The organism is Streptomyces sp. NBC_00996, assembly GCF_045162675.1.
Taxonomy (GTDB): domain Bacteria; phylum Actinomycetota; class Actinomycetes; order Streptomycetales; family Streptomycetaceae; genus Streptomyces.
This window is the reverse complement of the sequence record NZ_CP108723.1, coordinates 2,577,622-2,596,087: the sequence shown is the minus strand read 5'-3', so window position 1 is coordinate 2,596,087 and position 18,466 is coordinate 2,577,622. Positions and strand designations below refer to the sequence as shown.

Below are 18,466 nucleotides of genomic sequence, written 5' to 3'. Positions count from 1 at the left end.
GCCATGGCTGAGGCTCAGAACTCCCCCACTCTCGGCTCCGCTCGAGCGGGGGGGGCCCCACCGCTGGGATCCACCACCGCCGGCCAGATCGCGGTGGCCGCCGAGTCGACCGTCGCCACGCGCATGAGCGCGCCCCCGTCCTTCGACGTGGCGGACTTCCCCGTCCCCCACGGCCGCGAGGAGGAGTGGCGGTTCACCCCGCTGGAGCGCCTGCGCGGGCTGCACGACGGCACCGCGGTCGCCACCGGCGACGGCGTGAAGGTCGGCATCGACGCGCCGGAGGGCGTCGTCGTGGAGACCGTCGGCCGCGACGACGCCCGACTGGGCAAGGCCGGCACCCCGGTGGACCGCGTCGCCGCCCAGGCGTACTCGGCGTTCGAGAAGGCCGGTGTCGTCACCGTCCCCAAGGAGACGGTGCTCACCGAGCCGATCCGCATCGCCGTGCACGGCGAGGGCGGGGTCGCCTACGGCCACCAGGTCGTGGAGCTCGGAGCCTTCGCCGAGGCCGTCGTCGTCATCGACCACACCGGTGACGCCGTACTCGCCGCCAACGTCGACTACATCCTGGGCGACGGCGCCAAGCTCACCGTCGTCTCCGTCCAGGACTGGGACGACAAGTCCGTGCACGTGGGCCAGCACAACGCGCTGATCGGCCGGGACGCCACCTTCAAGTCCTTCGTGGTCACCTTCGGCGGCGACGTCGTACGCCTCCACCCGCGCGTCGCGTACGCCGGCACCGGCGGCGAGGCCGAGCTCTTCGGCCTGTACTTCACGGACTCGGGCCAGCACCAGGAGCACCGCCTCCTCGTCGACCACAACACCCCGCACTGCAAGTCGAACGTCGCCTACAAGGGCGCGCTGCAGGGCGACGGCGCGCACGCGGTGTGGATCGGCGACGTCCTCATCGAGGCCAAGGCCGAGGGCACGGACACCTACGAGATGAACCGGAACCTGGTTCTGACCGACGGCGCCCGGGTCGACTCCGTGCCGAACCTGGAGATCGAGACCGGCGAGATCGTCGGCGCCGGACACGCCTCGGCGACCGGCCGCTTCGACGACGAGCAGCTCTTCTACCTGATGGCCCGCGGCATTCCGGAGCACGAGGCCCGCCGTCTGGTGGTCCGCGGCTTCTTCGCCGAGCTGGTCCAGCAGATCGGCGTCGAGGACATCGAGGAGCGCCTCATCGCCAAGATCGAAGAGGAGCTGGAGGCGTCGGTCGCATGACCACCTTCGACCGTGCCCGATTCATTCGGGTCTGTGGGCTGAGCGAGCTGGAGGAGGACACCCCGAAGCGGGTGGAACTCGACGGCACGCCGGTCTCGGTCGTGAAGACCGAAGGGGAGGTGTTCGCGATCCACGACATCTGCTCGCACGCGAACGTCTCGCTCTCCGAGGGCGAGGTGGAGGACTGTCAGATCGAGTGCTGGCTGCACGGCTCCAGCTTCGACCTCCGCACCGGCAAGCCGTCCGGCCTTCCCGCGACGCGCCCCGTCCCCGTATACCCCGTACAGATCGAAGGGGACGACGTGCTCGTCTCCCTCACCCAGGAGTCCTGAGGAACCCATGGCAACGCTTGAAATCCACGACCTGCACGTCACCGTCGAGGCCGACAACGCCACGAAGGAGATCCTCAAGGGCGTCGACCTGACCGTGAAGCAGGGCGAGACGCACGCCATCATGGGCCCCAACGGCTCCGGCAAGTCGACCCTCGCCTACTCCCTCGCGGGCCACCCGAAGTACACGATCACCAGCGGCACCGTCACCCTCGACGGCGAGGACGTCCTGGAGATGTCCGTCGACGAGCGTGCCCGCGCGGGCCTGTTCCTGGCGATGCAGTACCCCGTCGAGGTCCCCGGCGTCTCGGTCTCCAACTTCCTGCGCACCTCGGCCACGGCCGTGCGCGGCGAGGCCCCCAAGCTGCGTACCTGGGTGAAGGAGGTCAAGGAGGCCATGGAGCGCCTCAACATGGACCCGGCCTTCGCCGAGCGCAATGTGAACGAGGGCTTCTCCGGCGGTGAGAAGAAGCGCCACGAGATCCTCCAGCTGGAGCTTCTCAAGCCGAAGGTCGCGATCCTCGACGAGACCGACTCCGGCCTGGACGTCGACGCCCTGCGCATCGTCTCCGAGGGCGTCAACCGCGTCCGTGAGACCGGCGAGGTGGGCACCCTGCTCATCACGCACTACACGCGCATCCTGCGCTACATCAAGCCCGACTTCGTCCACGTCTTCTCCGGCGGCCGGATCGTCGAGTCCGGCGGCGCCGAGCTCGCCGACAAGCTGGAGAACGAGGGCTACGAGGCTTACGCGAAGCACGACGAAGTCGACACGAAGGGTGGCGTATCCGCGTGACACAGTTGCCGGGCCTCCTCGACACCGAGGCGATCCGCAAGGACTTCCCCGTCCTGGACCGACTGGTCCACGACGGCAAGAAGCTCGTGTATCTGGACAACGCGGCGACCTCGCAGAAGCCGCGCCAGGTACTGGACGCCCTCAGTGAGTACTACGAGCGCTACAACGCCAACGTCCACCGCGGTGTGCATGTGCTCGCCGAGGAGGCCACGGCGCTGTACGAGGGCGCGCGCGACAAGGTCGCCGCGTTCATCAACGCGCCGAGCCGTGACGAGGTGATCTTCACCAAGAACGCCTCCGAGTCGCTCAACCTCGTGGCGAACATGCTGGGCTGGGCCGACGAGCCCTACCGCGTGGACCACGAGACCGAGATCGTCATCACGGAGATGGAGCACCACTCCAACATCGTTCCGTGGCAGCTGCTGTCGCAGCGCACGGGCGCGAAGCTGAAGTGGTTCGGCCTGACCGACGACGGCCGCCTCGACCTCTCGAACATCGACGAGATCATCACGGAGAAGACGAAGATCGTCTCCTTCGTGCTGGTGTCGAACATCCTGGGCACCGTCAACCCGGTCGAGGCGATAGTGCGCCGCGCCCAGGAGGTCGGCGCCCTCGTCCTGATCGACGCCTCGCAGGCGGCACCCCACATGCCTCTCGACGTCCAGGCCCTGCAGGCCGACTTCGTGGCCTTCACCGGCCACAAGATGTGCGGTCCGACGGGCATCGGCGTCCTCTGGGGCCGTCAGGAGCTCCTGGAGGACCTGCCGCCGTTCCTCGGCGGTGGCGAGATGATCGAGACCGTGTCGATGCACTCGTCGACGTACGCCCCGGCCCCGCACAAGTTCGAGGCGGGCACCCCGCCGATCGCCCAGGCGGTCGGTCTGGGCGCGGCGATCGACTACCTGACCTCGATCGGCATGGACAAGATCCTCGCCCACGAGCACGCGCTCACCGAGTACGCGGTGAAGCGGCTCGCCGAGGTCCCCGACCTGCGGATCATCGGTCCGACCACGGCCGAGGACCGCGGCGCGGCGATCTCGTTCACGCTGGGTGACATCCATCCGCACGACGTGGGCCAGGTCCTCGACGAGCAGGGCATCGCGGTCCGGGTCGGCCACCACTGCGCCCGCCCGGTCTGCCTGCGGTACGGAATTCCTGCGACCACGCGAGCGTCGTTCTATCTGTACTCCACGCCGGCCGAGATCGACGCACTGGTCGACGGCCTGGAGCACGTCCGGAATTTCTTCGGCTGAGGAGCGGCTGAGACGTGAAGCTTGATTCGATGTACCAGGAAGTCATCCTGGACCACTACAAGCACCCGCACGGGCGGGGCTTGCGGGATGGCGATGCCGAGGTGCACCACGTCAACCCGACGTGCGGCGATGAGATCACGCTGCGGGTGAAGTACGACGGCGAGCGGATCGCGGACATCTCGTACGAGGGCCAGGGCTGCTCGATCAGCCAGGCCTCGGCCTCCGTGCTGAACGAGCTCCTGGTCGGCAAGGACGTGTCCGAGGGGCAGAAGATCCAGGAGACCTTCCTGGAGCTGATGCAGTCCAAGGGCCGTATCGAGCCGGACGACGCGATGGAGGAGGTGCTGGAGGACGCGGTCGCGTTCGCCGGTGTCTCCAAGTACCCGGCCCGGGTCAAGTGCGCCCTCCTGAGCTGGATGGCGTGGAAGGACGCGACCGCCCAGGCCCTGGGCGAGAGCGCCGAGAGGAAGACGGCATGAGCGAGAACACTGTGACATCGGAAGAGGGCCTGACGACGAAGCCGGCCTCCGAGGAGGAGGTCCGCGAGGCGCTGTACGACGTCGTCGACCCCGAACTGGGCATCGACGTCGTCAACCTCGGCCTGATCTACGGCATCCACATCGACGACGCGAACATCGCGACGATCGACATGACCCTGACGTCTGCGGCCTGCCCGCTCACCGACGTCATCGAGGACCAGGCCAAGTCCGCCACGGACGGCCTCGTCAACGAGCTGCGCATCAACTGGGTCTGGATGCCGCCGTGGGGCCCGGACAAGATCACGGATGACGGGCGCGAGCAGCTCCGGGCGCTCGGGTTCAACGTCTGAGGTTCTCGGTACGTTTTGGCCTTCCGCACGTGGCGATGGGCGACACCCCCAGCCGGGGGTGTGGCCCATCGCTTTTTGCGGTCATGCGCGGTCAGGGGCCGTCAGGCGCCGTCACGTGCGGTCCACGGGTGACCTGGAGATAGGCCGGAACACGGCGGTGGTCGGCGAGGGAGTCGAGGAGTCCGAGCTTGGAGCACCGTCGGCCGCATGAGCGCATGGTGGCACGCTCCGGGAACCCGGCACACCCGGGTAAGCCCTGAGGGCTCCGGGCTCCGGGCTCCGGGCTCAGCCCCAGCCCTTCACCACACGGAACGCCGAGTCCGCGCGGTAGAGCTTGCTGTTGTCGTACGGGTCCAGGTGGAGACGGAAGTTGCGGTGGCGCAGGTAGCGGCCCGGGTAGTTGACCGACTCCAGCATGATGGCGCCGGTGTACGACGACGCCCGGGGGCAGAAGGTGGCGTCCTTCTCGAAGAGGTCGGAGCCGTCGCCGCGGTCGGCGCGCAGGGAGATTGCGGTGGCGGGGGTAGGCGCCGTCGGCGGTGGTGAAGGAGTAACAGGAGGAGTTGGCGAGTCCCTTGACCACCGTGAAGCCGGCCTCCTGCCGCGTAGTGGCCGAGCTGCCCGTAGACACTGGGTCGAGCCGGACGAAGCCGTCGCTCACATGCCAGTAGCGGTCGGGGTAGTTGACCGACTGGAGCGACTTCCGTGCGGAGGCCGGCTTGGACGTGGGGGACTTGTCTGCCGAGGCGGACTGCGACGGACCGGGGACGGGTCGGTCGTCGGAACCCTGTCCCGAGGGTTCGGGCGAGACGGATCCCTGCGCGGCGGAGGGGGAGGACTGCGGGGAGGACGGCGCGCTCTCGCGCGCCGCGGCCACGGTCGTGTCGGTGGCCGCGGCGGACCCGCCCGGCGGAATCACGAGCCCCGTGTCGGTGCCGGTCTCCTTCGCCCGATTACCTGATGAGATGTCAGTGTCGTTCCGCTGTACGGCGATTGCTGTCGCGGCTGCGATCAGCACCGCCACCGCGAGCCCGCCGGCCAGCCAGAGCCGCCGTGTCCCGGGCAGCCGGTCCTCGTCCGCGACCCGGCCGGGTTCCCACGGCGCCGTTGATTCCGGGGCGAAATCCGTCCGCACGGGGTAGGGAGTGCCGTACGGGCTCGGGCGCCAGGGCGCCATCTCCGTGGAGGGGGAGGGCCGGTCGTCGTTGGGCCCGGGAGCGAGCGTTCTTTCTGGCATGCGCGTTCCTCGCACAAGAGAAGAGGGGGGAGGCGCGGGCACACGCAACGGCGGCAACCGTGGAGGCGGTGTGTGCAACTGGTGAAACAATAGTGGACATGGTGAGTCCTGAGCAGTCGCTTCCCTGCTGATCCACTGATCCACTGATCCAGTGATCTGGTGACGCACTGGTTCGCTGATCCGCGCCATCTCGCAGCGGGCCCGTCGGGGGGTGCGGTGCGGCGGGCCGGCGGCGCGTCGGCACGGATGCGTGAACCGGGGCCCGTGGCCCGTCAGTTGATGACGACGTCAGAGTTCAGGGCCTAGCCGGCCTGCCCTGCCCAGCCGGAGCCACGGCCACGCTCGTCCACGCGCGGAGAGAAAACTGCACGTGGCCACCCACGGGGGAATCCGGCCGAGAGCACGGACAAGCCCGTGACCTGTCTGTTCATGGACCGTGCGGAAGTGCCGCGGATCCGCCCGCCGGTGTGGTGGCAGGTCCGCCCGCCCGTGCGGTGGTGGGTCCTCCCGCCGGTCTGGTGGCGGGTCTTCCCGCCGGTGTGGTGGCGGGTGCGTCCGCCAACGCGGTGGCGTGCGTCACCGGACCGGAGGACGCTGCCGTCCATGGCCGTCTCCCTCTACCACCTCGTCGTCGACGCGCACGACCTGCCCGTGCAGGCGCGCTTCTGGTGTCAAGTCCTCGACTGGCGCGTGCTGTTCGAGGCCGAGGACGAGATCGTCATCGGCGCCGACGCATACGCCCTGCCCGGGCTCTGCTTCGTCCCGGTCCCCGAGCCCAAGACCGTCAAGAACCGGCTCCACATCGGCCTCACGCCGGACGACCAGGCCGCCGAGGCGAGCGAAGCGAGGTGGGGGTCCCCCCGGCCGAAGGCTGGGGGAGCATCCTCGCCCTCGGAGCGCGCCGGGCCGACGTCGGGCAGGGCGAGGACGTCAGCTGGGTCTTGCTCGCCGACCCCGAGGGCAATGAATTCTGTGTGCTGCGTCCCAAGAAGTCACTCGTGGACTGACCTCTACGATCCGGACACTCGCAGCAGCACGTCCGCGAGTCCCTCCTTGCGGATGCGCTGGTCGATGTAGAGCAGGGCCGTGACCAAGGGCAGGAACACCATGGCGAACAGTTGAGTGAGGAGACTTCCGGCCAACGAGAGAAAGAGGTAGACGCCCGCGTGGGGCAGGCTTTGCGCGAAGGCGTCCGCCGCGTCCGTGACCGGCGGCGACGAGGCGTCGTACGGCTGCGGACCGGGCGCTGCGAACGCCAGTGGCAGCCGGACCGCGAGCGACACGATCAGCGCCGTCAGACCGCCCAGCAGGGTGATGCCGAACGTCCGCCACCACGCGCCCCGCACCAACCGCACCGAGCGCCGCAGCGCCTGCACGGGCCCCGCCGCCTCCAGCACGGCCGCGGCCGGGGCGAAGCAGAACAGGACGTAGAGCCAGACCGCCAGCGGTACGGCGAGCAGTGTGAGCAGGAAGAAGGCCCCGTACAGCGGAGCGCTGCCGAGGAGCAGAGCGAGGAAGAGCGAGGCGAAGACCGCGAGGAACAGCAGCGTCGGGATCAGCAGGATCAGCCCGAGCAGCAGCGTCACGCCGAGCACCGACGGGGTGCGCGGCCAGGTGCGCCGCCAGATCTGGCCGAGAGTGGCCCGCCGGCCGAGCACCGCGTCGTGAATCGTCGCCGCGCACGAGGCCTGGACGAAGGCCCCCGCGAGCGTGAAGCCCACGAGGGCGAAGGCCCAGACGGCGCCGAACGCCAGCAGGACGGGCCGCATCTCGGCCCAGGGCGGGTTGCGGGGGGTGTCGTACAGGGCGTGCAGATGGTCGCTCACGGCGGCGTACGCGACGACCGCCGCGCCCGCGACCAGGGCGCCCAGCGCGAGATGGACCAGGACGGCGAGCCCGAACAACGAACGTCCGTACCGCCGCATCGTCGCGAAGGCGCCGCCGAAGACCGTGTCCACGCCGAGCGGGGCCAGGGGTATGACACCCGGCTTGGGCGGAGGAGGTGCCGGCGCCCAGCCCCAGCCGCCCGGAGGGCCGCCGTACGGCCCCGATGGTCCCCACCCCGATGTGTCCGACATTCCTCTTGCGCTCCGATGCTCCGGGAGTCTCCGACTCCAGCCCCCACTGTGATCGCGAACGATATCCGGTGCGGCTGGTGGTGCCCATGGGGTGTGCGCGGTGGCCTTGTGTACGGGCGTACGCATCGATGTGTACACTCGTACGCATGGGATATGTGCTGCTCGCCGGCGCCATTGCCGCGGAGGTGGCGGGCACCACCGCCATGAAGTACAGCGACGGCTTCAGCAAGCTGTGGCCGTCGCTGGTGACCCTGCTCGGTTACGTCATCGCCTTCGTACTGCTCGCGCAGACCCTGAAGACGGTCTCCGTCGGCACGGCGTACGCGATATGGGCCGGGGTCGGCACCGCCGTCATCGCCGCGATCGGCATGGTGTTCCTCGGAGAGGGGCTCAACGCCGCGAAGGTCGCCGGGATCGCGCTGATCATCGGCGGGGTCGTGCTGCTGAACCTGGGCGGTGCGCACTGATGGCACCGCGCCCCGGGCCCGGCGGTGAGTCCTGATGGCCCGCCGGTACGACCCCGAGCGACGTCGGCGGATCATCGACGCGGCGATCCGGGTCGTGGGCGCCAAGGGGCTCGCCGGGCTGAGCCACCGCTCTGTCGCCGCGGAGGCCGATGTGCCGCTCGGCTCCACCACTTATCACTTCAAGACCCTCGACGAGCTGATGGTCGCCGCGCTGCGGCAGGCCAACGAGGGCTTCGCCAAGGTGATCGCCGCGCGCGGCGGCATGGAGGATCCGCGGACCGATCTGGCCGCGGAGCTCGCCGGCTGGATGGGCGAGTGGCTCGCCGGCGACCGTACCGGTGTCGAGCTGGAGTACGAGCTCTACCTCGCCGCCCTGCGCCGCCCCGCCCTGCGGCCCGTCGCCGCCGAGTGGGCCCAGGACCTCGCCGAGCTGCTGTGCCGCCGCACGGATCCGGTCACCGCGCGGGCGCTGGTCGCGCTCATGGACGGCATCTGTCTGCAGGTGCTGCTCACCGACGCTTCGTACGACGAGGAATACGCGCGGGACATGTTGAGGCGGATCACCGGCTGATCACGGCGGCTCGGCGGGAGCCGTGAACCTCCGCGCCCCATCGGGGAACACCGGGTGACATGCTCACCCCGACCACGCCACACGGAGACCACGTGACCGGACCGCCACCGCCACGCCCCGAATCCTTGCCCCCGCCCTCGGGGTCAGGCGCGGTCCGCACTGCCGAACCTGCTGCTCCTGGAGCTGCGGACGTACCACTTCAGCGGCTGGGGGACCATGCGTCGCAGCGGCGGTACCTGGAAGTCGGTCGCGGTCATGAACAACGAGGCCGTCCTTGAGGCCGCGCTCGTCGACAAGGAAGGGGAGCGGCCCTGAGGCGGAAGGGCGGCAGGGCGTGAGCCGCGTCCTCGCGGAGGGCATGAGTCGCGTCCTCGCGGAGGGCGGCGCCGCCCGGAGCCGTATCGTGCGCCCGGCACGTGAGATGGCGGGCGCACCGGTTCGCCCGGGCGGGCCCTGCCAAGTTAGGTTTCACCCATGACCGACACGACTGCTTCTCGCACCACCGGCGCCGTCGCCGCCGGGCTCGCCACCCTCACCGCCGACGGCATCGTTCTCGACACCTGGTTCCCTGCTCCCGGGCTGTCCGCCGAGCCCGGCCCGGCCGGTACCGAGCGGCTGTCCGTCGAGCAGGCCGTGGAGCTGCTCGGCGAGGGCGCGGCGAAGGCCATCGGCCCGGACGCCCGTCGTGGCGTCGAGGTGGTCGCGGTCCGTACGGTCATCGCCTCGCTGGACGACAAGCCGCTCGACGCGCACGACACCTACCTGCGTCTGCACCTGCTCTCGCACCGCCTGGTCAAGCCGCACGGCCAGAGCCTGGACGGCATCTTCGGCCACCTCGCCAACGTCGCCTGGACCTCGCTCGGCCCGGTCGCCGTCGACGACGTCGAGAAGGTCCGGCTGAACGCGCGCGCGCAGGGCCTGCACCTCCAGGTGACGTCCATCGACAAGTTCCCGCGCATGACGGACTACGTCGCCCCGAAGGGCGTCCGGATCGCCGACGCCGACCGGGTACGGCTGGGCGCGCACCTCGCCGAGGGCACCACGGTCATGCACGAGGGCTTCGTCAACTTCAACGCGGGCACGCTCGGCACGTCGATGGTCGAGGGCCGTATCTCCGCCGGTGTCGTGGTCGGTGACGGGTCCGACATCGGGGGCGGCGCCTCCACCATGGGCACTCTCTCCGGCGGCGGCAACGTCCGCATCACCGTCGGCGAGCGCTGCCTCATCGGCGCCGAGGCGGGCGTCGGTATCGCGCTCGGTGACGAGTGCGTGGTGGAAGCCGGTCTGTACGTCACCGCCGGCACGCGGGTGACCATGCCCGACGGGCAGATCGTCAAGGCCCGCGAGCTCTCCGGCGCCTCGAACATCCTCTTCCGCCGCAACTCGGTCACCGGCGCCGTCGAGGCCCGCCCGAACAACGCGATCTGGGGCGGTCTCAACGACGTCCTGCACAGCCACAACTAGTGCGCTGCGCCAGAAGTTCGTCGGTGGATTCGCGCCTTGCCCGGCCGGGTTGGTTGTCCGCCCATCCAGCCCCGGCCTGCGAGTATTCGGCCAAGTCGGCGGCAGTGGGGCACCAAGAACTAACGACGAATTGATGGCGCAGGACACTAGTGCCGCGGCAGCCGAGGTTCGCCCCGTCGCGACGCCCGGCACGCTCCCCCACTGTCTCAAGGGCGTGGGAGGTGCCCCCACTCGCCGCACCGGCCGAAAGCCCAAGTACGTCCAGTACGAGGATTTCCGGCCGGCACTCCCCCCAGCCTTCGGCTGGGGGGATCCCCAGAGCACGCACAGGACGCAGCTCCTCAACAGGCAAACCCTGGCTGACGCGGCACTAGGTGGTTGGCCGGCCACGGAGGGTTCGTGGCCGCTCGCGCAGTCGCCCGCGCCCGCGCTCCCCACGGAGCGCGGGCGCTCGGCTTGGCGCGTGCTTCAACCGCCGGTGGAATGAGGTCGCGAGCCGTGGCGGAGCGGCAGCGGCCGGAAGAGATCGTCGGCCGTCAAGCGGCACGGCTCGGAGCGGGGCCCCGCGGGCGCGGGTCATCGACGACGTCGGGCCGAACGCCTTCACGATCGGCCACGGCCGGCGTGCCACCGTGGAGTGCTACCGCTCCGCCGCCTGGGCCGCGGCGAACTCCGCCAGTCGCACGAAGTCGTCCGCGCGCAGCCCGAGTCGGGGATTGACGTGATGGAGCAGCGCGGGCCGGGGATGGTGGGCGGCCACGTACGCGTCGTCCGCCGGGCTCTGTTCGTCGTCCACCCACGCGAAGGGGCGGCCCTTCGCGTAGGCCACGATCCGTTCCGTCTTCCAGTGCACCCCGTCGGGCCGGTATGCGAACAGCGCGCCGGTGAAGTCGACATACGGGAGCTCGGGGAGACCGATGACGGGTGCGATCCAGCGGTTCGCGGCGTCCATCCAGGTGGAGGCCCAGCACAGGTCGTAGCCGAGGCCGAGGAGGGCGCGGCCGTGGTCGGGGTGGAGCCAGACACGCAGGGGTCTGCCGGGGGTGAGGGTCACCCGGATCGTCGTATAGCCCTCGGGCCGGCGCTCCGGCTGGGCGGCCCACGGGTTGAGGGGGCCGTCGACGTCGAGGAACAGCAGCGGTCGGCTCACCAGGCCACCGTAAGCGAGACCGAGCGGGGCAGGCCGGGAATTGTTTCCGGTCCGAAGGCATAGCCGCGGGCGGGCGGGCACGTCACAAGGGGCACAAGGGCGGGCCACAGGGGACGCCGGGGAAGAGAAGGTGACGATGGATGCCGAAGCGCACGAGAGCTTCCGGGAGTTCGTGGCGAACCGGTCGTCCGCGCTGCTGAAGACGGCTGTGCTGCTCAGCGGCGGCGACCGGCACGCCGCCGAGGACCTGCTGCAGAACGCCCTGATCAAGGCCGCGGGGCGGTGGCATCGTATCGACGAGCCCGAGGCCTACGTACGGCAGATCCTGTACCGGCAGCAGGTGAGCCGCCGGCGGCTGAAGTGGCCGAGACGGGAGCTGAGCGTCGCCGAGCCGCCCGAGGCGTCGCCCGGCGCGGACGACCTGTCCGCCGCCGAACTGCGCGTCGTGATGCGCGGGGCGCTCGCCTGGCTGACGGCACGCCGGCGCACCGTGCTCGTGCTGCGCTACTTCGAGGATCTGCCGGAGGCCGATGTGGCCCGGCTCCTCGGCTGTTCCGTCGGGACCGTACGGTCCACGACGCACCGCTCGCTCGCCCGGCTGCGGGCGCTCGCCCCCTGACTGGCCGCGCTCGGCCCGGAGGGCGGCGCACAGCCTCCGTCCCGTGACTTCTCGCCCGTGGAGGTACGTCCGTGAACGTCGAAGAACTCGTACGCGACACGTTCCACGAGCAGGCCGCCGACGGCGTGCCCGCACCGCCCGGCTTCGCGGACCGCGTGCTCGCCGTCCGCAGGCGCCGCAGGACCCGGACCATCGCGGGCGCCGCGGCGGCGACGGCGGCCGCCGTCGCGATGGCCGTGGCGGTGCCGCTGCTCGACACCGGCGGGGACGACGTCCGCCCGGCGGGCAGGATGAACCGGAGCGGCATCATCGCCCACCCCGACCAGTCGCCGCCGCGCGATCTGATCGCGGTGGGAGACACGGTGGTCGCCGGGTTCAGCACCACCAAGATGGTGACGCAGCCGAACAAGGACCAGATCATCACGCGGACGTACAGTCTGCTCGACCAGAAGACGGGCAAGTACGTGAAGGACTCCCGTTGGTCCTTGGTGGACATTGCGCCGGGGGGCCGGACGGCGGCCGTCCTCGAGCGGCAACTGCCCGCGCGGCGCGTCGGGTTGCTCGACCTGATGACCGGCAAGGTGGACTGCTGGATCCCGGTGCCGCAGGGTGTGGCCGGCGTCGACTTCTCGCCCGACGGCAAGAAGCTCGTCGCGACGACGTACGCCAAGGACCCGGACCGGCTGTACTGGAGCCACCGGCAGGAGATGCACCACGACAACGGCACGTGGGAGGAGCCGTTGCCCGTTCCCAGCAGGACCGGGTTAACCCTCATCGATCTCGCATCCGGGAAACCCGACTGGCACGAGGCACCCTTCTGGCAGGACCGGTACGGCAACTCGCTCAACTCCCGCAGGAACTTCACGTTCAACCACGACGGCACACTCCTCTACGAGCTCATCTCCAAAGAGCCCTACCGCCTTTACCGCGACCTGCGGGGCATGACGGTGCCCACGCCCGCCGACGAGACGAAGCTCGTCGACGAGGAAATCGGGTTCTCGCCCGACGGGAAGCTCGTGGGCCACCCCTCGGGGGTGAGGGAGGTGGCCGACGGGCAAGCCGGTCCGCAAGGTGCCCGACGCGGACCACATCGACCCGCTCGCCTGGGCCGGCAACAAGCGGTTCATCGCCTGGCAGCTCGACGAAGGCCGGAAGGGGATCCCGAAGCGGCTCGTGCTCATCACCCTCGGCAACCACAAGATCGTGCCGCTCAGCGACTTCAGCCCGCAGGACTACTACGACCCCGGGCACTGGGAGCCCTTGTTCAGCGGGCGGTGACCAACTCCTCGTACGCCGCGAACAGCCCATCGACCGTCTCGCGGTCGGCGGGCCGCAGCGGTGACCGGACCGGTCCCGCGGGCAGCCCCAGCACCCCCAGCACCGCCTTCGCCGTGACGGTGCCGGGCAGACCGGAGGACATCATCAACTCGATGAGCGGGACGGCCTGTTGCTGGCAGCGGGCCGCCTCGGCGGTGTCGCCGGCGTCGAACATGTCCAGGATCGAACGGAATTGACGTGGTGTCACGTTCGCGACGGTGCTGATGCATCCGCTCGCGCCGATCGCGTACAGCGCGAGGACGTACTCGTCGCAGCCCGCGTAGTACGCCAACTCCGTCCGGGCCAACACCTTCTGGGTGCCCAGGAGGTCGTACGCGCAGTCCTTGACCGCCACGATTCTCGGATGCCCGGCGAGCCTGATCATCGTGTCCGGCTCGATGCGCGTACCGGTGCGGCCGGGGATGTCGTACAGCGCGAGCGGCAGCCCCGAGGCGTCCGCGATCTCGCGGAAGTGCGCCTCGACCGCGTCCTGCGGGGGCCTGCTGTAGTACGGCGCGACCACCAACAGCCCGTCCGCTCCCGCCTTTTCGGCCTCCAGGGCCAGCTCCACCGTGTGCCGGGTGTCGGCCGTGCCGACGCCCGCCACGATCGACGCCCGGTCACCGACCGCCTCCCGCACCGCCCGCACCAGCGCGGCCTTCTCCGCGTCCGTCGTGGTCGGCGACTCGCCCGTGGTGCCGGAGAGGACCAGCCCGTCACACCCCTCGGAGACCAGCTTGTCGGCGAGGTGCTGCGCACCGTCGAGGTCGAGCGCGCCCGCGGCGGTGAACGGCGTGATCATCGCGCAGAGGGCGCGGCCGAAGGGGGTGGCGGCAGATGGCGAGGTCGTGGTGGTCATGGAAGTAGTGTCGGCATCCATACTGTGAAGCTCCACTTAATTCTTCTACGGGGTATCGGCAACGGATGCTACGGCGTGGGGAGATCCGAGAGGCGACGCCCGCCGTCCGGGAGGTCGAGGCCCTGGTGTCAAATCAGCCCCTTATGGGTCACCATGACGAGGACGGAAGTCGGCGGCAGACCGCGGGAGGCGTCATGAGGCTCGGCAAGGCACTCGCCACCGGAGTTGCGGAAGAGCAGGTTCACACGGAGGAAGAAGAACTCCCCGAGATGGTGGAGGAGTGCGAAGCGTCCGTGTCCGAAGCGGTTCCGGTCGGCCGATGAGGCTGCGGCTCCCCGAGGAACGACCGACGGAGCCGCCGACCGGATACAAGATCGCCCACCCGGTGCTGTCCCAGGACGGCACCAGGGCCGGGTTCACCGGCGTATCGCTGGGCGGCGCGCTGCCGTACGGAGTGCTGGACGAGGCGCGCTGTGTCTACGGGCGACGGCACCGGGCGCCGCACCGCCGCTGCGACTGCGGCTTCCACTGCGTGCACGACCGCGCCGGCGCCGAGGCGATGCTCTGCACCGCAGAGCACCGCGCGGCCGTGCTCCTCGAAGTCTCCGTCCTCGGCGCCTACATCCGCTTCGAACAGGGCTTCCGGTACGCCCGGCAGCGGGTGCGCACGGCGACCGTCCAGCCGTGCGCTTGCGGCGCCGTGGCCGGCGCGCTGGCCGACGCGGGCTGGGGCAGGCCGGGTTGGCGCGCACTGGCGGCGGCGTGCGCGGGATGTGTACGCGGTCGTACGTCCCTGTCGCTCGCTTCCTTCGCGCGGGTGGCGGGGGAGGGGCTGCGGGTCCGGGCGGCGAGTGGTGTCGTGGCTGCGCCCGCCGATCTCGGTGTGTCCGAACTCGTCGCCGAGGCGGCCTTGTTGCAGGCTCGACTCGACTGGTTCCAGAGCCAGTTGGCGCGCTTCGACGAGGGTGGCACGCAGAGTCGGTGAGGGGCTGGGGGGCGGGAGGCGGCATCCCGGAGAAACGGGACCAGGCCGCCGTCCACTGGAAGAAGATCGTGCGCCTCGCCTTTCCCGGTGGGCGCTGACAGGCGAATACCGGCACGCGCCAAGGTGGTGCTAGGCGAGCTGCGGGACGGGCGTTGCCGGAGCGGCCGCGACCTTGCGGGTCTCGCGCATTATCAGCAGGCCGTTGACCACCATCAGTGTCGCGGTCAGGGCGTGGACGCCGAGCGCGGTGGCCACGGAGCCGTGGTGGGCCAGCACGGTGGCCATGTCGCCGTACGCGGCGAGGGCCTCCACCAGCAGCGCCCAGCCCAGCGCCCGGCGGTGGCCCGTCACCAGCAGGATGCCCAGGACCAGGGCCAGGACGACGTCGCGGATTCCCTTGATGATCAGGAAGCCGTCGCCGTCGCCGGACGGCCAGCTCGGCAGGCCGAAGCCCGGCGCCGTCGTCTCCGGGCTCAGGATGAACTCCGTCCCGAACCAGAGGATGAAGAGGATGAAGGCGGCGGCCAGGACGGTGTTGATCTTCTTCAGCGACATTGTTCTCCTCCTTGCGAGTCTTCGTCGGCTTGGTGATCTTGGTGAAGCTTGCTGAGTCGTGTGGGGCCTGACCAGGCCGCGCGGACGCGGCTGATCGAGGGGCGTGGTTTGTCGGGATTCGCAGTTGTGAGATCTGAACGGCAGCTGCATTCCCGGATGTTGGGATTTCGGTGGCCCGTTGCCGCCCGGGGATTGGGGATTGTGCGTCGCCTGCGCGGCGTCGGCCCGCGGGCTCAGGTGAGGGCGGCGACCAGCAGGGCGAAGGCGGCGATGAGGAGGGCGACGCGGATGTAGTGGTAGCGGTTCCAGCGGTTCATCTGCTCCTTCCAGTCGGCGGGCCGGTTCTCGGGGGTCCACGTCTTGTTCCGGTTGTTGATCGGGACGAGCAGCAGGAGCGACATGACCACGGTGAGGATCAGCAGTCCGGCGGCGGTGACGACGAGGCCGGTGCCGGCGTGGTGCCATCCGGCGACGGCCCAGACCGCGGCGAGGACGAGCGAGCCGATGTACCAGACCGGCATGACGGCGCCGAGCATCCGGCCCCCGTGGGCGTGGCCGAGTTGGCCGCTGTCCTCGGGGAGTGCGTTGAGGATCGGGTTCATGACGAAGGCGACGGAGAACTCCACCCCCACCATCACGCCGACGACCACGGTGGTGACGACCTCGAGTGCGTTGAGCATGATGACCCCTCCTGGGATCTAGCGTCGCTAGGTGATGAGGCGACGCTAGTACTACTGCCGCTTGCTTGTCTAGCGATGCTAGGATCGAATCATGTCGGTACAGGAACGCAAAGCCCGCGAACGGGCGGAGCGCGAGCGCCTCATCGTGGCGACGGCCCGCGAACTCGCCGAGCAGCAGGGCTGGGACGCGGTCACCACGCGCCGGCTCGCCGAGAGCATCGAGTACAGCCAACCCGTCCTCTACAGCCACTTCCGCGGCAAGCGCGAGATCATCGGCGCCGTCGCCCTCGAGGGCGCTGCCGAGATGGCCGCGGCGCTGCGGGCCGCGACCGCCGCCGCGGACGGTCCGCGCGCCCGGGTCACCGCCCTCGCCCGCGGCTACCTCGGCTTCGCCGAGCGCAACCCGGCGGTCTACGACGCCCTGTTCCAGCTCGACGGCGGCCTGGCGTACGCGCAGGAGGACACCCCGGAACCTCTCAAGGATGCCTTCGCCGCCCTGCTGGAGTGCCTCGGCGAGGTCGCCGGGGACGGTGTCCACCCGGGGCTGTTCACCGAGGTGTTCTGGGCGTCCCTGCACGGGATCGCGACCCTGACCCGGGCGGGACGGCTGCCGCCGGAGGACACCGAGCAGAGGGTGGAACTGCTGGTGGACCGCCTCGCCGTGCTCTGACACACCATCCCGGCGGGCACGCGGCATCGCTTCCGGTCACTCGCGCCCACATGGCGCAGCCGCAGATCGCCGGGCCCCGTACCCCGGACGGGCGCCCGCCCCGGAAGCCGCGATGCTCATTGGTCACGACCCGATACGCGCCCTAACGCCGCGTCATTCGCCGGTGCACTCGTCGTCCTCGCCGAGGTGGACGGTCGCCGGGTCACGCAGTGGGCGCAGGCCCTCGCGTGGCGGGCGGGCGGCGAAGCTGTAGCGGCCCAGGCAGTTGAGGTTGGCGTGCTTCAGCGGGGAGACCCGGGCCACGTCCTCGTCCAGGACGTCATGCTCCGCTCCTCGGGCGGCAGGGCCCGCAGGTGGTCGACGGCGGCGTCGAGGTAGCGGGTTGTCCACAGCACGGCGGCATTGAGGACCAGGCCGAGCGCCCCGAGTTGGTCCTCCTGCCCCGTCCTGTATGCCCGCATGATCTGTCCGCGCTTGCCGTGGCAGATGTCGCGAGCGAGCTTGTGACGGGACTCCTGGACGGTGAGCTGCCGGTTCATCTGTCGGCGGTAGGTGTCGTCGACCGGGTCGACGACCCGGAGCAGGTGCAGGGTCTTGGCGATCCGCCCGTACTCGGCGAACGCCTGCCCCAAGGGCGTGGGCCGCCCCTCGCGGCCGAACATCCGCAGCAGGCCGTACGCGCGGACCTGCCCTGTCACCAGTGAGCCGGTGACCCGCAGCATGTCCGGCCAGTGCGTGGTGACCTTGGTCAGGCTGACCTTGTTGCGGACCAGGTCCTCCAACGGCCCGTAGCCGCCGGTCTCCACACCGGGCATCTCCGCCCGCCGGAACCGCTGGTCGCTCAGATCCTTCAAGCGCGGCGAGAAGTTGTTGCCCAGCATCGTGAACAGCCCGAACACCATGTCGGAGTTTACGAGGCGTTGTCGGTGGCGACCATCTCCGGCTTCACCCCGGCGTCCAGGTTCAGCCGCGCGTCCAGGATGTGCAGGGAGTCGCGCGGGGGGCATCGAGGTGGAAGAGCCTCTCCAGTTCGGGCCTCGTCGGCTCCTCGGCGAACTTGCCGTACGCCTCGGCCTGCTCATCAGTCGGAAATTCCACCGGCACGGCCGGACAGTAGCCCCGCGTCGACCAGCTCAACCGAGCTTTGCCGAACCTCGGCAGAGCCGTTGGACGCTGTGCTGGACGGCAAGATCAGCCTTTAGCGCCAACCGCTGTTCCATTGTTCCCCGGGGCCGGGCGCGCCCCGAGCGGTCTTGGGCGCACGGGTCGTCCGCCTTCACTTTCGGTCGGCGACACGGATCCTGTCCGTGGTCCGGGCCCGCAAGGGCGGAGTCCCTCACGACCTGGCCAAGGTCGGAGCGCGGAGACGGTCGGTTCCTCCAT

Annotated in this window: 18 protein-coding genes and 4 pseudogenes; 14 read left to right on the top strand and 8 right to left on the bottom strand. The window is 70.0% G+C overall.

Annotation, left to right across the window (positions count from 1 at the left end; all coding sequences use genetic code 11):
- Nucleotides 1-3: 3 nt before the first annotated feature.
- From sufD to OG390_RS12360, 6 genes are read left to right on the top strand one after another with little or no spacing between them, the layout of a single operon-like run.
- Nucleotides 4-1,224 (top strand): Fe-S cluster assembly protein SufD, encoded by a 1,221-nt coding sequence (gene sufD, locus OG390_RS12385; protein ID WP_406167444.1) that lies wholly within the window; start codon nt 4-6, stop codon nt 1,222-1,224.
- Nucleotides 1,221-1,556, top strand: coding sequence for a non-heme iron oxygenase ferredoxin subunit (locus OG390_RS12380; RefSeq protein ID WP_406167442.1), 336 nt, complete (start codon nt 1,221-1,223; stop codon nt 1,554-1,556). Before sufD ends, OG390_RS12380 begins: the two co-directional genes overlap by 4 nt.
- Nucleotides 1,557-1,563: 7 nt before the next feature.
- On the top strand, nt 1,564-2,349 hold the full coding sequence (sufC, locus tag OG390_RS12375) for a Fe-S cluster assembly ATPase SufC (RefSeq protein WP_406167441.1): 786 nt from the start codon (nt 1,564-1,566) through the stop codon (nt 2,347-2,349).
- Entirely contained in the window at nt 2,346-3,602 is a 1,257-nt protein-coding gene (locus tag OG390_RS12370; RefSeq protein ID WP_399077695.1) for a cysteine desulfurase, read from the top strand. Before sufC ends, OG390_RS12370 begins: the two co-directional genes overlap by 4 nt.
- A gap of 14 nt (nt 3,603-3,616) precedes the next feature.
- Nucleotides 3,617-4,081: a Fe-S cluster assembly sulfur transfer protein SufU gene (gene sufU / locus OG390_RS12365; RefSeq protein WP_369245764.1), complete on the top strand. Its 465-nt coding sequence runs from the start codon at nt 3,617-3,619 to the stop codon at nt 4,079-4,081.
- Nucleotides 4,078-4,431, top strand: a complete 354-nt coding sequence (locus tag OG390_RS12360; protein ID WP_406167439.1) for a metal-sulfur cluster assembly factor — start codon at nt 4,078-4,080, stop codon at nt 4,429-4,431. Before sufU ends, OG390_RS12360 begins: the two co-directional genes overlap by 4 nt.
- Before the next feature lie 285 nt (nt 4,432-4,716).
- Here the strand turns inward: OG390_RS12360 and OG390_RS12355 are convergent.
- Nucleotides 4,717-5,608, bottom strand: a pseudogene (locus tag OG390_RS12355) (AbfB domain-containing protein).
- Between the two features lie 663 nt (nt 5,609-6,271).
- Here OG390_RS12355 and OG390_RS12350 point away from each other — a divergent pair.
- Nucleotides 6,272-6,675: pseudogene (locus tag OG390_RS12350) on the top strand (VOC family protein).
- Nucleotides 6,676-6,678: 3 nt separating this feature from the next.
- Here OG390_RS12350 and OG390_RS12345 read toward each other — a convergent pair.
- The gene (locus tag OG390_RS12345; RefSeq protein WP_406167437.1) at nt 6,679-7,746 is read right to left on the bottom strand and encodes an oxidoreductase; all 1,068 of its coding nucleotides are present in this window, start codon (nt 7,744-7,746) and stop codon (nt 6,679-6,681) included.
- A 146-nt stretch (nt 7,747-7,892) separates the two neighbouring features.
- Here OG390_RS12345 and OG390_RS12340 point away from each other — a divergent pair, with 146 nt between their 5' ends.
- The 3 genes from OG390_RS12340 (at nt 7,893) to dapD (ending at nt 10,248) form a co-directional block, all read left to right on the top strand.
- Nucleotides 7,893-8,213, top strand: coding sequence for a DMT family transporter (locus OG390_RS12340; RefSeq protein WP_406167435.1), 321 nt, complete (start codon nt 7,893-7,895; stop codon nt 8,211-8,213).
- Between the two features lie 34 nt (nt 8,214-8,247).
- Nucleotides 8,248-8,784 (top strand): TetR/AcrR family transcriptional regulator, encoded by a 537-nt coding sequence (locus OG390_RS12335; RefSeq protein WP_406167434.1) that lies wholly within the window; start codon nt 8,248-8,250, stop codon nt 8,782-8,784.
- A gap of 474 nt (nt 8,785-9,258) precedes the next feature.
- Nucleotides 9,259-10,248 carry a 2,3,4,5-tetrahydropyridine-2,6-dicarboxylate N-succinyltransferase gene (gene dapD, locus OG390_RS12330; protein ID WP_406167432.1) on the top strand — a complete coding sequence of 330 codons (990 nt, stop codon included), beginning with the start codon at nt 9,259-9,261 and terminating at the stop codon, nt 10,246-10,248.
- Nucleotides 10,249-10,888: 640 nt separating this feature from the next.
- Here dapD and OG390_RS12325 read toward each other — a convergent pair.
- Nucleotides 10,889-11,398 carry a hypothetical protein gene (locus OG390_RS12325; protein WP_406167431.1) on the bottom strand — a complete coding sequence of 170 codons (510 nt, stop codon included), beginning with the start codon at nt 11,396-11,398 and terminating at the stop codon, nt 10,889-10,891.
- Between the two features lie 136 nt (nt 11,399-11,534).
- On the opposite strand from OG390_RS12325, the pseudogene OG390_RS12320 reads away from it, so the two are divergent.
- Nucleotides 11,535-12,092: pseudogene (locus OG390_RS12320) on the top strand (SigE family RNA polymerase sigma factor).
- 1,189 nt (nt 12,093-13,281) lie between these two features.
- Here the strand turns inward: OG390_RS12320 and dapA are convergent.
- Nucleotides 13,282-14,193, bottom strand: a complete 912-nt coding sequence (dapA, locus tag OG390_RS12315; protein WP_406167429.1) for a 4-hydroxy-tetrahydrodipicolinate synthase — start codon at nt 14,191-14,193, stop codon at nt 13,282-13,284.
- A gap of 194 nt (nt 14,194-14,387) precedes the next feature.
- Between dapA and OG390_RS12310 the strand changes: the two genes are divergently transcribed.
- Together OG390_RS12310 and OG390_RS12305 are read left to right on the top strand one after the other, a co-directional pair.
- Entirely contained in the window at nt 14,388-14,516 is a 129-nt protein-coding gene (locus tag OG390_RS12310; protein WP_406167427.1) for a hypothetical protein, read from the top strand.
- Nucleotides 14,513-15,178, top strand: coding sequence for a hypothetical protein (locus tag OG390_RS12305; protein ID WP_406167425.1), 666 nt, complete (start codon nt 14,513-14,515; stop codon nt 15,176-15,178). Before OG390_RS12310 ends, OG390_RS12305 begins: the two co-directional genes overlap by 4 nt.
- Nucleotides 15,179-15,307: 129 nt before the next feature.
- Here the strand turns inward: OG390_RS12305 and OG390_RS12300 are convergent, their stop codons facing one another.
- Nucleotides 15,308-15,733 (bottom strand): DUF4267 domain-containing protein, encoded by a 426-nt coding sequence (locus OG390_RS12300; protein WP_406167423.1) that lies wholly within the window; start codon nt 15,731-15,733, stop codon nt 15,308-15,310.
- A 233-nt stretch (nt 15,734-15,966) separates the two neighbouring features.
- A complete protein-coding gene (locus OG390_RS12295) occupies nt 15,967-16,413 on the bottom strand; it encodes an anthrone oxygenase family protein (protein ID WP_406167421.1) in 447 nt (148 codons plus the stop codon).
- 91 nt (nt 16,414-16,504) lie between these two features.
- Between OG390_RS12295 and OG390_RS12290 the strand changes: the two genes are divergently transcribed.
- Nucleotides 16,505-17,083 (top strand): TetR/AcrR family transcriptional regulator, encoded by a 579-nt coding sequence (locus OG390_RS12290; protein ID WP_406167419.1) that lies wholly within the window; start codon nt 16,505-16,507, stop codon nt 17,081-17,083.
- A 153-nt stretch (nt 17,084-17,236) separates the two neighbouring features.
- Here the strand turns inward: OG390_RS12290 and OG390_RS12285 are convergent.
- Together OG390_RS12285 and OG390_RS12280 are read right to left on the bottom strand one after the other, a co-directional pair.
- Nucleotides 17,237-18,080 (bottom strand): annotated as a pseudogene (locus OG390_RS12285) (Tn3 family transposase); the annotation flags it as partial.
- Complete coding sequence (locus tag OG390_RS12280; RefSeq protein WP_406167417.1) at nt 18,047-18,187, bottom strand: hypothetical protein; 141 nt, start codon at nt 18,185-18,187, stop codon at nt 18,047-18,049. The gene OG390_RS12280 and the pseudogene OG390_RS12285, both read right to left, overlap by 34 nt.
- Between the last annotated feature and the right edge of the window lie 279 nt (nt 18,188-18,466).